The sequence below is a fragment of the Microvenator marinus genome (assembly GCF_007993755.1).
Classification (GTDB): Bacteria; Myxococcota_A; Bradymonadia; order Bradymonadales; family Bradymonadaceae; genus Allomicrovenator; species Allomicrovenator marinus.
Genome location: NZ_CP042467.1, coordinates 1,288,202 through 1,301,078, shown reverse-complemented (window position 1 = coordinate 1,301,078; position 12,877 = coordinate 1,288,202). Strand labels below are relative to the sequence as shown.

Here is a 12,877-nt window from a genome sequence, read left to right as displayed (position 1 = left end):
CAAGAGTGGAAACCCGAGTGTCCGATCGTATGTCTGTATCAACTTGCGGCCTCGTGCATCCGATGGGTATGGATTTGATACGAGCAGAAAAGGGCGGACTTCGTTGCGAGACTGGAGGCTTCTGGATAGACCCGCTTAAGGCCGTAGACGTGGCGGTCATTACGCGTGCCCACTCCGACCATGCGCGTCCGGGTTCCGCGCTCTATCACGTGTCCAACGAGGGGATGGCTGAGGCTCGGCGATGACGCAAAGATCATCGGCCACGAGTGGGGCGAGCCCTTCGAAATTGGAGGCGTGCGTGTCTCGCTACATCCTGCCGGCCATATTCGAGGCTCCGTGTGATGTCTTCATCACAGAGGCTACGTTCGGCTTGCCCATCTATCGCTGGGACCCAAGCGAAGTGGTGATGAAAGAGATCTTTGAGTGGTGGGAGCAGAATCGGAAAAATGGGCGAACGTCCATGCTCTTCACCTACGCGCTGGGTAAGGCGCAGCGCGTCCTCGCGGGGCTTCAAGAGTTCACCGACCAGACTGTCTCGACCAAGGAAGGTTTGGTCTATGCCATCGCCGACGCGTTCGTGATCGAATTCCCGCTAGGTTACTAGTACCTTCTTCCATTTGCACATAACTAGAGTTGCTGTGACTACAATCGAATGTTAACTTCCGGGTCTGACGTTAAATTGGGATTGATTCAATAGAAAGGATGTCGATTTGAACCAATCCGACCTTTCTGTTGGAGATTTTATGAAAATTGCACTCGTGTTGTTAGTATGTTTTTTGTCTGCTTCTTGTAAGGAGAGTACGCCCCCAGAATCCCCGAAAACGGACCCAGAAGTGGAAGCGAAGACTGAGGGTGCAGCCGCACTCCCAGATATCGATCCGGCGACACTTCCCGTTGAAAAGGCGGTCCTTGGGTACGCACCCGAAGTCGCGCCTCCGATCAAACGAAAAACACCGGCTAAAGTTGTAGTTGAGCTGGAGGTGATCGAGAAAAAGGCAGAGATTGCCGAGGGTGTAACGTATACTTATTGGACATTCGGGGACGCCGTACCTGGACCGATGATTCGTGTTCGTCGTGGCGACTACATCGAGTTCCATCTCAAGAATCACCCGAAAAACACCATGCCTCATAACATTGACCTTCACGCGGTCACGGGTCCGGGTGGTGGTGCCACGAGCAGCTTTACGGCCCCGGGTCACGAGACTCAATTCTCGTTTAGAGCGCTCAACGAAGGCACCTATATTTACCACTGCGCAACAGCTCCCGTCGGGATGCATATCGCAAACGGCATGTACGGTCTGATCGTGGTGGAGCCAGAAGAGGGTTATCCACCGGTCGATAAAGAATTCTACGTGGTGCAGTCTGAGTTCTACACGCCCGGCGATTACCGAGCTGCAGGTGACCAACCCTTTGATATGCAACGCGCTATCAAGGAGGACGCATCCTACGTGGTCTTCAATGGCCGCGATGGTGCCTTGACTGGTGACAACGCGATGAAGGCCAACGTGGGTGAGAATATTCGTATCTTCGTTGGTAACGGCGGGCCGAATTTGATTAGCTCCTTCCACGTCATCGGTGAGATCTTTGATACCGTGTACATGGAGGGTGGTTCGGCGAAGAATCACAACGTTCAAACCACGTTGGTCCCCGCAGGCGGTTCAGCCGTGGTTGAGTTCAAGGCCGAAGTTCCTGGAACTCTTGTACTGGTTGATCACTCGATTTTCCGTGCGTTTAACAAGGGTGCACTTGGCCTTCTAAATATTGAAGGACCAGAAGATAAGGTGGTTTATACAGGTCTAGAAGTGGACGAAATCTACCTCGCAGACAATGCGCCCGAGGCCTCAAAACTCCAGGAGCAAGCCGATAACACTGATGACTCGCTGGAGGCGACTATCCTCCGTGGCAAAGCCGTCTACCAGGGAACGTGCTCTACCTGTCATATGCAAGACGGGAAGGGCATGGAAAACGTGTTTCCTCCCTTGGCATCGTCGGACTTCATGATGGCTGATATCGATCGCTCGATTAAAGCAGTGCTCCAAGGCCTGACGGGCCCAATCACAGTGAACGGCAAAAATTACAATGGTGTGATGCCTCCGTTCAACAACCTCACGGACCGCGAGATCGCCGCCGTGTTGACCTACGTGACCAATAGTTTTGGCAATAAAACCGGAAAAATTGTGGCACCTGAGAAGGTGGCCGAGTTGCGCGCTGCGATGCCGAAGAAGCTGGACACTGGCCATCCATGAGAAAGCTTGAGCTCAGTTTGGTGGGTGTTCTCCTGCTTTCGAGTTGGCCCCTTGGGGCCCAGGATACGAAGAGGGCAGAGCCCGCGCCGAGAGCGCATAAACGGGTACTCATCAAGGGAGACGAGTACCGACCGTTCTATCCGGCCGTAGACAATGAGACTCACCGCGTTGAGGACTTTCTCTTGGATACCTATCCTGTGACCAATGAGGAGTTTCTGGGCTTTGTGAAAGAGCATCCTCAGTGGAGACGCGACCAGGTAAAAAGGCTTTTCGCAGATCCTACTTACCTTGAGCACTGGCCGGGTGATTCGGACGTCTCTGGCCTCGAGTTCAAGCCTGTCGTTCATGTGTCATGGTTTGCGGCTAGAGCCTATTGTGATTGGCGAGGTGGGCGCCTTCCGGTTGAGCATGAGTGGGAATTCGTGGCTCGGGCCGACGAGACTCGAGTCGATGCCACCAAAGACTTGGCCTTCAACCAGCGCGTGCTCTCGTTTTACTCCAAACCTGGAGGAGAGACGCTCGACGATGTGGGCAGTGGGGAACCAAACATCTGGGGCTTGTTCAATGTTTACGGGCTAATTTGGGAATGGGTAGAGGATTTCAACTCCTCGATCGTGAGCTCAGATAACAGGCAGTCCGGGGATTCGCTGGATGCGCAGTTTTGCGGCGGAGCTGCTCTGACGGCCGAGAACACGAGAGAGTACGGGACTTTTATGCGCTACGCTTTTCGCTCAAGCCTCAAGCCCTCTTTCGCGCTGCACAATCTCGGGTTCAGGTGCGCCTACGATCTAGGGGCGCAGCCTTTGGACGAAACTAAAGGAGAACCATGAAGCCATTCAATAAACTTTTGATTCTTGCATTGGCCCCGACTTTGGCGTTCATGGCTTGTAAGAAAGAAGAAGTTTCCCAGCCGGAATCTCCCAAAGTTGAAGTTCCAAAGACGGAAGTTCCAAAGACGGAAGTTACAAAGACGGAGTCGCTCGAGGGGCCCCTTCCGGACACGAGCATCTATCAGCTGGAAAGTCGCTGGAAGACCCAAGCGGGCGCCGATGCCACGCTTCAGGATTTTCGCGGCGAGCCCGTTCTAGTCACCATGTTTTTTGGTTCGTGTAAAACCGCGTGCCCCACGCTGATCGCTGATATGAAAAGGGTCGAAAAGGCACTTGGAGACAGCCCAGACGTGAAGTTTGTGCTCATCACCTTCGACCCGGAGCGGGATACGCCAGAGGCGCTCAAGGGGCTCGAAGAAAAATTCGAGCTGGACCCCGAACGTTGGACATTCTTGCACGGAGACCCCATGGATATTCGCGAGGTCGCGGCAGTTTTGGGAGTCCAGTACAGAGAGGTCTCGGACGGTCAATTCACCCACACGAACCGAATGAGCGTGTTGGACCGCAATGGAAGGGTCGTCGCGAAGGTTGACGGGCTAAAGCAGCCTGTTGACGCGCTCGTGGCACAACTCAAATCGCTCTGATGCTCATTCGCCTTGGCCGAGTGAATAGGCGCGCTCTCCCGCAAACGAATAGAGATTCTCGGTTTTGATGACGTCGAACCCCGCGGCGTGCAAGTTCGCGAGCAGGCTCACGATATCGCCATTCGAAACTTCGGGCCGAACCGGGAGAAATCTGCAGCGCCAGTGGTCGGTGCAAAAGGTTTCTGGCATGCCTTCCGGCCAAACCTTCACTCCGCGGTTCGTAATCATTTTAAGGCGCCATTCGTCACCCGCCGCGGCCAGTTCCTGAGCCAGCTTCGCCGGAATTCGACCCGTTTGATTCCAGTCGATAAACACGTCCACGCCTTCAAGCTTCTTGTCTGAGGGCGTCAAGATTGGGCGTGATTTTGGAATGACCATGGTTTTGGGCTCGTAGTGAACAGGTTTGAGCGCCTTCGGTTCTTCTCCGAGACGCTCTGCGATGGCCTTCGCAAACGCCTTGCAGCCAACGCGTTGGGTGCTCTGGGCGCCGAATAGGTCGCCAGTATGGACGCCATCTTCAAGGGTCTTCAGCCATGCGTTTTCGATGCGTTGAGCCACATCTTGTTGCCCAAGGTGAACGAGCATCTGTGTAGCCCCTAGAAGGAGTCCCGAAGGGTTCGCGAGGTCTTTACCTGCAATGTCCGGCGCTGAGCCGTGTACTGCCTCAAACATCGAAACGTGTTCGCCGATATTTGCTGAGCCGGCTAGCCCCACCGAACCTGTGACCTGCGATGCGATATCCGAGATGATGTCTCCATAGAGGTTGAGAGTGACGATGACGTCGAATTTATGCGGCTCGGCAGCCACCCGCGCGGCTCCGATATCGATGATTTGATGGTCGTTTTGAATGTCCGGGTATTCTTGAGCAATCTCGTGAAACACCTTTGAGAAGAGCCCGTCCGTGTGCTTCATGATGTTGTTTTTGGTCATACACGTGACGTGCTTTCTTCCGTGAGCCCGGGCGTATTCGAAGGCGTAGCGTACGATTCGCTCGCAACCGGGGCGGGTGATGAGCTTGAGCACCTGGGTGACTTCAGCGGTTTGTTGGTGCTCAATTCCAGCATAGAGGTCCTCTTCGTTCTCACGAATGACCACGAGGTCCATGTTCTCAAATTGGCAGGGCACATAAGGCGCATAGGCCCTTGAAGGTCTCACGTTTGCGAAGAGGTTGAGTGACTTACGGATGGTCACGTTCAAGCTTTTGTAGCCTCCGCCAAGGGGCGTCGTGATGGGCGCCTTGAGAAAGACCGGATTCTTGCGGATTGTCTCCCAGGTCTCGGGGGCAATTCCGGATTTATGGCCGCTCAAAAACTGAGTCTCTCCGATCTGAATTTCCTCGAAATTCAGACGTGCTCCGGCCGAATCAAGAATGTTCAGGACAGCGTCGGTAATCTCGGGTCCGATTCCGTCTCCTCGTGCGAGCGTTACGTTTGGGGTCTCATTCATTGGATATCCTTAGTCTGTGGGTCTCAGGACCACGATGGTGAACGGACCATAGACACGTTTAACTCAAAGGTTTAGTAGATAGTTTATCTATCACTTATAGGTGAAATAGATGGAGTGGCTAAACTTTCGGCATCTTTACTCTTTTTGGGCGGTTTGTCGGTATGGCGGGTTCAGCAAGGCGGCGGAACGTCTCTACGTTTCACAGTCTACGGTGAGCGAACAAGTCTCGCAGCTAGAGGACTATCTGGGTGAGGAGTTGTTGGAGAGAAACACACGTTCCGTGAAGATGACGCTTCGCGGAGAGGCGCTTCTGGCCTATGCGGACCAGATTTTCGAGAAGAGTTCGCAAATCAATCGAGTCTTCCGCGATAGCGAAGACGAGTCGCGCCGCCACTTAAAGATTGGAATCGTCGGAGGAATTTCGAGAAACTTCGTCTACGCTCGGATTGAGGATGCGTTTCTAAACCAAGCGGACCTTCATGTGGAGGTTTACAGCGGGGCGATCGACGAGCTTACGCGTCAGCTACGCACCTTTGACATCGATATGGTCTTGAGTCTTGAGCTGCCACGCCATCAAGAGATGTCGACCATGACTCATCATCTGGTGGCAACGAGTCCGCTGAAATTGGTGGGAACACCTGAGTTGATTGAGCAGGTTGAGAGCGGGAGCGTTGCGCCGAGGCTCTTTGTCTTTCGTCATCCTTTTGAAGGGTATCCGGTTCAGGCGTGTTCCGAACGGTATGGGGTTGAGTTCGATTTGGCGGTGAGCACAGACGATATCTCCTTGTTGCGATTCTTGGCCAATGGCTCGAGCGGGCTTGCGCTGGTGCCTGAGATTGGCGTGCGCGAGGACCTCAAAGCCGGGAGGGTTAAGACACTCGATGTTCCCAACGACCCGAGCGTAGATATTTATGCGATAACACTTCAGGCGTCTGCTAGGCGAAGTTTTGTGCAACGCTTGAGTCTAGCGTTCATCCATAACTCGTGGCAAAACGCCTGAGTTGACGAGGATGGTCTTGGGAAAACGAATCGACATAGCTGGTTTTTTGGAGCTCCTGCATTCAGGTGTTCCCGCTTTTGACGTGCGCACACCGGCTGAGTACGAATCTGGGCACATTCCTGGGGTCAACAATCTCCCGCTCTTCAGCAACGAGGAGCGCGTTGTTGTCGGTACGTCCTACAAGCAGAAGGGTAGGGAACAAGCGCTCTTAGAAGGGCTTGAATTCGTCGGTCCAAAAATGCGGACCATGGTTGAAGAGGTCATCAAGGCCAGTGGCTCGCCTCCTGGCAAGGTCCTTGTGCACTGTTGGCGAGGCGGCATGAGGAGCCAGAGCGTGGCCTGGCTGCTTGAACTTTATGGCTATGAAACCCTGACCTTGGAGAAGGGCTACAAAGGGTTTCGGCATTGGGTCCTGGGACAACTTGACGATGTGCCACCTCTCAATGTGATCGGGGGCCCAACTGGTGCCGGAAAGACCGATATCCTGGATGTTTTGAAAGAGGACGGCGAGCCCGTCATCGACCTTGAGGGCCTCGCGAACCACAGAGGGTCGGCGTTTGGAAGCCTTCTCCTCGGGGCTCAACCGACTCAGGAGCATTTTGAGAACTTGCTGGCCTTTGAGTTAGCGCGAGTGCGTGTTCAGGGGCTCCCTGTGTGGATTGAGGACGAGAGTCGGATGGTTGGGTATGTTCAGGTGCCAAATCGAGTTTACGAGGCAATCCGAGCGTCTCAGGTGCTCTTCTTAGAAGTTCCATTTGAGTCCCGGGTCGAGAGGCTCGTAGAGGTCTATGGAGATGCGTCTCCAGAGCTGCTCAAGGACTCTTTTGACCGAATTCAGACCCGGCTCGGTGGCTTGAAGCACAAAGAAGCACATGATGCCTTGGAAAAAGGGGACCTGCATGAGGCGGCAGCAATCGCCTTGACCTATTACGACCGCGCGTACGCCAAAGGTCTCGGGCGGCGTGACCCTGAGCTTGTGATGCGTGTGGAAGTCAACGGGGACGCGCATGAAATGGCAAACCAAATCAGAGCCTTTAAGGCTAGGGATATCGCATGAATTCTACGAAAGTTCGTTTGACTCAATACTCACATGGCGCTGGCTGCGGCTGTAAGCTTTCACCGGCAGTGCTCGACCAAATCCTCGCCAACAGGACCACGACCCCAGACGCAATGTCGAGGCTTTTGGTGGGTAATAGCTCGCGGGATGATGCGGGAGCTCTGGACTTGGAAGACGGCCGCGTTCTCCTAAGCACGACTGACTTCTTCATGCCTATTGTGGACGACCCTTATGAGTTTGGGCGAATCGCCTCGGCAAACGCCATCAGCGATATCTACGCCATGGGCGGTAGTCCGGTGATGGCCATCGCAATCCTTGGGTGGCCGATCGACAAACTCGGCCCGGAGATTGCGGGCGAGGTGATGGAGGGGAGTCGGTCGATTTGTGCTGAGGCGGGTGTGGCGCTCGCCGGCGGACATAGTATCGACAGTCCGGAGCCGATCTTTGGCTTGGCCGTCAATGGGCTCGTCGCCCGGCAAAATCTCAAACAAAACGATGCGGCCCGAGCCGGTGATAGACTCTATCTCACCAAGCCTCTGGGCGTTGGTATTTTGACCACAGCTGAGAAGAAAGGGATCCTGCGCGAGGCTGATATTGGTCTGGCGGCGGCCTCGATGATGAGACTCAACAAGGTTGGCGCAGCTCTAGGGCATGTAGCCGGTGTACACGCGATGACCGATGTGACCGGGTTTGGGCTCCTCGGCCACCTGAGCGAAATGTGCGTGGGCTCAAGCCTGAACGCAGTAGTTGAGTTAGACAAGATTCGCACCCTGACGGACCTGGAAGGGTATCTGGACCAGGGGAGCGTCCCAGGCGGAACCGGACGCAATTGGGCGAGTTACGGCGACAAGGTTGGATCAATCTCCGAGCGGGCAAAATCGCTGCTCGCCGATCCTCAAACTAGCGGTGGATTACTTGTTTCGGTGGCTGAGTCTGCTCAGTCTGAAGTCGAGGCAATTCTCAAGGAGCACGGGTTGGAGGCTCATTTGAGCCCGATAGGACATCTCTCTGACCGTGGCGCACAGGGCCACTACATCGAAATCAGATAGCAAGGGCTACTTGAGTTTCACCATACCTTGTTGCGCCCCTCGTCCTTCTTCGGTCGCATACACGTTGACCTTTCCATCTTCTGCCGGGAGCATGATGATATTCATCGCTTGGTCTCCCTTTTCGAGATTCAGGAATCGACCTTGAATTCGAGCTTCTGGGATATGCTGGGCAAGCTTGTTCATCTTGTGCTGGAATCCCGACTCGTTCCAGCCACGATTGATCATCGCTTGTCGGTAGAAGTTGTATGTGGTGTCCAAGTCAGCGTTGGTCGTGAACTTGTTCGCGGTGTAAGGCTCATCGGATGCCAAACTCTTCATTCGGAAGTCACGGTCACAACCAATACATGCTGGGATGTTTGGATCGGGCGGAGGCTTGATGAAAGACTTGTTCTCAAACTTGTTTGAGCTGAATTCATCGTCGCTCCACACCGCCGTAATCATGGTTCTTTCAAGGTTCGGCTCATGAGTCGCGTCGATGAAGCGGTAGCCACCAAGTTGCTCGTTGAGTCCGAGTTCCTTGTGCTCTTTGTAGTCCTCCAAGACCTTTTCATAGGACTTCTTCGGATTGACACCCGCCATCGCGATGTATCCAGACGATTTTTCAATCGGAATGACTTCTCCGGAGATATAGGCTTTGGAGATGTCTTGGATTGGCTCGAAGCTCTCGCCGTTCTTGTCTTGTCTCCAGTCGACCGAGCGAAGATGCGCCTGCATAGGCGTCACGTCGCTGTAGTTGCGCTTATTTACGCCGTAGTTCACGAGTTCGTTTTGCACAATGTGCATCACGTCTGCAGGCGTCTTGCCGTCGGCATAACCGGAGGCAAAGTACATGACGTTGCCATTGAAGTCGTAAGGCCTAGGCTTTAGGCCAAGAGACGCCATCGCACGAGTGAATTCGGTGCCGTCCTTTCCATTGAAGAAGGAGATATCCGCCTCAGCTTCTTTGACGGCCGTGGGCTCCTGTGGATTCTGCGTCAATGTGGCGAATCCGATAGCAAAAACTATTGAACCAGCAGCGGTTATCTTGAGGGTATTTTTAAGAATCGTATTCATAGTTTCCTCGGATTTTAGCAGCCAATGCCGCCACACCATGAGAAGTCAAAGTTACCCAACGCTCCCGACCCGCCCAGGTCTTGGCAGCTACTCGATGGTCGAGAGCAAAGAGCCGGCACGGAAGAGGTTTCACGGCAGTTTTGATAGTCTTGAGCTTCCTGTTGGCATTCCTCCATCTCTTCGATTTCTTCGCGACCCTCGCTGTTGAGGTTCATGGACATGTCGAATACTTGGATCGGCTTCTTGTAGCGCTCGGTGCCTTCAAGGGCGAGTCTGGTCATAATCACGGGAGCAACCCTGTGGACCGATGCGTTGGGCATCGGAACGTCGAGCTTACCCGACTCAAAGTTTAGGTCTCCAAACTTGGTGGAGAACGAGCGTGTTGCCTCCCCATCTACAGCGCCGTAGCGCATACCAGCAGCGATAGCTGGGCCGGCTCCAGAGGTCTGAACGATGGAGTTAAACGCCCCCACGAAGCCACCACCGTGCCAGGTTGGGTCGACCATATCGTTGAGAAGGCGATGAGAGACGTATTCATCGGTCGTTCCCATAATGCCGCCGATGGTGAGTTTCGGAGTTACGGAGACGGCGCCGGGCATTAGGGTCTTGGGTATTCTGACTTTGACGCCTGAATCGGCATAAATGCCGGCACCGCTGAGACCGTTCTGGAAGAGGTCTCCAATTGAGCCTACGCTAGTGGCAGCTCCTACGAGAGGCACCATTCCAACCATGCTTGCCTCGGCGTCCGCCCACATTTGTGCGTTGGCATCGGCTTTGACGATAAGGGATTCGTGGTTGAGTCTGTAGAGAACTCCCATTCCCGAAAAGATCATGATGAAGATTGGAAGGCCGATGACAAATTCGGTCATCGCAGAGCCAGATTCCGATCGAAATTTTTTCAATAGGGCTTTCATTTTACAATGCCCTCCATGTTTCCGGGATTGAAGGTTGAGCCGATACGAAGAAGATAGAAGAGGTCGTCCATCGCAGCTCCGGCTCCGAAGTTGTCGTCGAAGATACCTACGACAGATCCGAGGATAAGGTAGGCAATCATGTCATTGACCATAGTGTTCAGACCAATATCGGGTCCCTGTACCGAAGAGCCTAGGCTCTCGCCGGGAAGCACCACGGGTCTATTCTTGGCCTTCCAACGTGGCGACCACATGTCGGGGTTGTCATTGAGGCCCAGTCGGTTGCTTACGAGCGGAATTGACGAAGCGAAGCTGAAGACACCTGTGGTGAGTTGTTCAATCGGCTGCTTGTACACAATTTCGCCTCGCGAGAGGGCGAAATAGCCCGAGTTGTCGTAGAGGGCGCCGCGCTGACCTTCGTGGTTGATGATACCGAATTTCTTTCTATCGGCTCCATCATCCATGCGTCCAGCTCTAGGTTTGTAGGCGAGATGTACGTTGGAAGTAGATTGTAGCCAGGCGTTTCGGTCTTCAAATGTGGACTCGTTGATTCGCATGTCGAGATAGCCACTATCGTGGTAGGCGAAGCCAGCAGCGGCACATCCCATGGCGGGGAAGAGGGAGGCACCTACGAAGATTGCCTTCCATCTGCGATCGAAGCTGCTTGAGAGACTTTCGGACTGCGCGATAGTTTGTGCTCCGATGATGATCTGCTCCATTGAGTAGGCGTATTCAGCGCAGTACTCCAAGCCCGAGATAATCGCACCTTTGGTACCGCTGAACTCAAACGGTGCCATCTTGTAGGTCCAGAGCTTTTGGTGGTCGCGTCGTGCAAGGGGCAATGTGTCGGTGTTTTGGCTAAGTGACGGAAGGATGTCCAAGAAGCCGCTTCCCAAGGCCCAATCAACGCCGCCCGCGGCGCTTGTAATGCCGTCGCGGATACTCATGATGGTGCTTGGAGGTGGCGGCCATGAGCCAGAAACCATCGCTCCGTTACCCATGGCTCTAGACGTACCTTCGATCCACGCCCACCATGGGGTGATGCTGAACATGTAGCGTTGGTAAATATCGAGAGCGACGAGTTCCTTCTTAGATGCCCCACTGTCGAACATCAGTGTTGGGATGTTCTCGATCATCTCGATGCCCTCCATGATAACCATGGGGAGGCCTCCAAAGAACCTCAAACACGCTGCTGGATTTGGAATAAGCTTGAAACAGTCACCAGCATCAATCGCGAGCTGCGCTAGAATCGCGACCCACGCGTTCACATACGTGGCCAGATACGAATAGAACATTCGCTTGATGATATTCGCGTAGGAAATCATGTTCATGGAACGTGACTTCACGACCGAGTGGCTGAACGAGGCCGAGTCAGCTGCGACTTGGACCTTCATCTTATCGTTGGCGGCCACGCCAGCGTCAAAGAGTGTCATGGCCATCATGAAGAGGATCAAGAATGCAGCAAGAAGCAGAAGCATGACGGCTCCCGACTCATTCTGATGTGCTCTGGCGAGCAAGTTTTCTATGCTTTGTCTCATGGTGGACCTACAGGATGTCGTTGGATTTAGGCAGGATTGGGTTCGGAGACAAATGCTGGGTCATGCTGTACGCCCGAGTAATTCGAGTGGTGTAGCCTGTGGCACTCATCTGCCCAAAAACACGCCCCATGAATGGGAATTGGATTTTGTGGTCGTAAGTAAGACGCGTGGTAAACGTAGTGCGATCGGAGGAAGCCATCTGTGTGATGATTCCGCCGGTAAACGTGACGTTGGTACCGCAATACGCCGAGGCGAACTGCGCGGGACCACGGCGCATGTAACTCTCGGTTCCGAGGGCCTGGCTCAGCGAAGCTACTTCCGCGGTACCCACAACAGTCGGCATCAAGCCAGCCGCGGCCATGCCTCGGATGGTACGATTGAAGGTATCTGAACGGTCACAGAAGTTTGCCGAGCGGGCCAAAGGAGTCGCCACGGGCGCAATCACCGCTGCCGCAGCAATTCTGGCACGGTCCCTGATATGCGCGTTCGTGACAGCGCCAGACCCAGTTCGGTTGTGCCCTTGTTCAGGACCCCAGACCGCAATGGTACGGGCAGCCTCATAAACCCCAAGGGTGGAGAGCAATCCGGCCATGCTATTGACAGCCATCTGGGCCAAACCGAAGGTGAGCAGAAGAAAGATGGGGAAGACGATCAGCGTCTCAGTGAGGACGGTTCCGGTGACCTTTACAATCGCCATTTTCTTGCGAGCTTTGCGGCCTTCGCGAAAATACGCAAAAGCGATGTAGAGCATGGCCCAGAAGCACGCCGCTAAACCGGTGATTAAGAGGCCTTCTGTCCACATCTTGTTCTGGACTTGGGCGTCTGAGATGGCATGTCCCATGACCGACCAAATGGCTTCGGTCATAAAAAAGCTGATAAAAAGGCCAGCCATGATCAACACGGCCGAGCAATGCAGAAGCGCCCGAAACGCCCATCGGGTCCAATGAGACCCACGTGATTGATTTGTGATTTGGTCCTGCACGGAAGACTCCTTATTGTGTACGCTCGTAGTATATCGCAAGAAACGATCCACATTCGTATCGGATGGATTGGCGCAGATATGGCGTGTGAGGTGTGACAACTTGGCTCATTTGGGTTCACGC

13 protein-coding genes are annotated in these 12,877 nt (G+C 54.1%); 8 read left to right on the top strand and 5 right to left on the bottom strand.

What is annotated here, in order from left to right:
* The first annotated feature begins 17 nt into the window (after positions 1–17).
* From FRD01_RS05545 to FRD01_RS05525, 5 genes are all read left to right on the top strand, one after another.
* Positions 18–245, top strand: a complete 228-nt coding sequence (locus FRD01_RS05545) for a hypothetical protein (RefSeq protein ID WP_146958398.1) — start codon at positions 18–20, stop codon at positions 243–245.
* Entirely contained in the window at positions 242–604 is a 363-nt protein-coding gene (locus FRD01_RS05540) for a hypothetical protein (protein ID WP_146958396.1), read from the top strand. The genes FRD01_RS05545 and FRD01_RS05540 overlap by 4 nt, the downstream gene beginning before the upstream one ends.
* A gap of 139 nt (positions 605–743) precedes the next feature.
* Positions 744–2,246, top strand: coding sequence for a copper-containing nitrite reductase (gene nirK / locus FRD01_RS05535; RefSeq protein WP_146958394.1), 1,503 nt, complete (start codon positions 744–746; stop codon positions 2,244–2,246).
* The gene (locus tag FRD01_RS05530) at positions 2,243–3,076 is read left to right on the top strand and encodes a formylglycine-generating enzyme family protein (RefSeq protein WP_146958393.1); all 834 of its coding nucleotides are present in this window, start codon (positions 2,243–2,245) and stop codon (positions 3,074–3,076) included. The genes nirK and FRD01_RS05530 overlap by 4 nt, the downstream gene beginning before the upstream one ends.
* Positions 3,073–3,720 carry an SCO family protein gene (locus FRD01_RS05525; RefSeq protein WP_146958391.1) on the top strand — a complete coding sequence of 216 codons (648 nt, stop codon included), beginning with the start codon at positions 3,073–3,075 and terminating at the stop codon, positions 3,718–3,720. The genes FRD01_RS05530 and FRD01_RS05525 overlap by 4 nt, the downstream gene beginning before the upstream one ends.
* Before the next feature lie 3 nt (positions 3,721–3,723).
* On the opposite strand, the gene FRD01_RS05520 is transcribed toward FRD01_RS05525, so the two are convergent.
* Positions 3,724–5,166 carry an NADP-dependent isocitrate dehydrogenase gene (locus tag FRD01_RS05520; protein ID WP_146958389.1) on the bottom strand — a complete coding sequence of 481 codons (1,443 nt, stop codon included), beginning with the start codon at positions 5,164–5,166 and terminating at the stop codon, positions 3,724–3,726.
* A gap of 109 nt (positions 5,167–5,275) precedes the next feature.
* On the opposite strand from FRD01_RS05520, the gene FRD01_RS05515 reads away from it, so the two are divergent.
* From FRD01_RS05515 to selD, 3 genes are read left to right on the top strand one after another with little or no spacing between them, the layout of a single operon-like run.
* Complete coding sequence (locus FRD01_RS05515; protein WP_146958387.1) at positions 5,276–6,166, top strand: LysR family transcriptional regulator; 891 nt, start codon at positions 5,276–5,278, stop codon at positions 6,164–6,166.
* Positions 6,167–6,182: 16 nt separating this feature from the next.
* On the top strand, positions 6,183–7,223 hold the full coding sequence (gene mnmH / locus FRD01_RS05510; RefSeq protein WP_249756036.1) for a tRNA 2-selenouridine(34) synthase MnmH: 1,041 nt from the start codon (positions 6,183–6,185) through the stop codon (positions 7,221–7,223).
* The gene (selD, locus tag FRD01_RS05505) at positions 7,220–8,272 is read left to right on the top strand and encodes a selenide, water dikinase SelD (protein WP_146958383.1); all 1,053 of its coding nucleotides are present in this window, start codon (positions 7,220–7,222) and stop codon (positions 8,270–8,272) included. Before mnmH ends, selD begins: the two co-directional genes overlap by 4 nt.
* Positions 8,273–8,278: 6 nt before the next feature.
* Here selD and FRD01_RS05500 read toward each other — a convergent pair whose 3' ends face one another.
* The 4 genes from FRD01_RS05500 to FRD01_RS05485 all read right to left on the bottom strand — a co-directional run bounded on the left by FRD01_RS05500 (position 8,279) and on the right by FRD01_RS05485 (position 12,756).
* Positions 8,279–9,325 (bottom strand): hypothetical protein, encoded by a 1,047-nt coding sequence (locus tag FRD01_RS05500; RefSeq protein WP_146958381.1) that lies wholly within the window; start codon positions 9,323–9,325, stop codon positions 8,279–8,281.
* Positions 9,326–9,339: 14 nt separating this feature from the next.
* Entirely contained in the window at positions 9,340–10,227 is an 888-nt protein-coding gene (locus FRD01_RS05495; protein WP_249756035.1) for a hypothetical protein, read from the bottom strand.
* An 8-nt stretch (positions 10,228–10,235) separates the two neighbouring features.
* Positions 10,236–11,714 (bottom strand): hypothetical protein, encoded by a 1,479-nt coding sequence (locus tag FRD01_RS05490; protein WP_146958377.1) that lies wholly within the window; start codon positions 11,712–11,714, stop codon positions 10,236–10,238.
* Positions 11,715–11,781: 67 nt separating this feature from the next.
* Complete coding sequence (locus FRD01_RS05485; RefSeq protein ID WP_146958375.1) at positions 11,782–12,756, bottom strand: hypothetical protein; 975 nt, start codon at positions 12,754–12,756, stop codon at positions 11,782–11,784.
* Positions 12,757–12,877: the final 121 nt, after the last annotated feature.

Coding starts and splice junctions, on each gene's coding strand:
- FRD01_RS05540 (WP_146958396.1), top strand. CDS start 242: ATGACGCAAAGATCATCGGCCACGAGTGGGGCGAGCCCTTCGAAATTG.
- nirK (WP_146958394.1), top strand. CDS start 744: ATGAAAATTGCACTCGTGTTGTTAGTATGTTTTTTGTCTGCTTCTTGT.
- FRD01_RS05530 (WP_146958393.1), top strand. CDS start 2,243: ATGAGAAAGCTTGAGCTCAGTTTGGTGGGTGTTCTCCTGCTTTCGAGT.
- FRD01_RS05525 (WP_146958391.1), top strand. CDS start 3,073: ATGAAGCCATTCAATAAACTTTTGATTCTTGCATTGGCCCCGACTTTG.
- FRD01_RS05520 (WP_146958389.1), bottom strand. CDS start 5,166: ATGAATGAGACCCCAAACGTAACGCTCGCACGAGGAGACGGAATCGGA.
- FRD01_RS05515 (WP_146958387.1), top strand. CDS start 5,276: ATGGAGTGGCTAAACTTTCGGCATCTTTACTCTTTTTGGGCGGTTTGT.
- selD (WP_146958383.1), top strand. CDS start 7,220: ATGAATTCTACGAAAGTTCGTTTGACTCAATACTCACATGGCGCTGGC.
- FRD01_RS05500 (WP_146958381.1), bottom strand. CDS start 9,325: ATGAATACGATTCTTAAAAATACCCTCAAGATAACCGCTGCTGGTTCA.
- FRD01_RS05490 (WP_146958377.1), bottom strand. CDS start 11,714: ATGCTTCTGCTTCTTGCTGCATTCTTGATCCTCTTCATGATGGCCATG.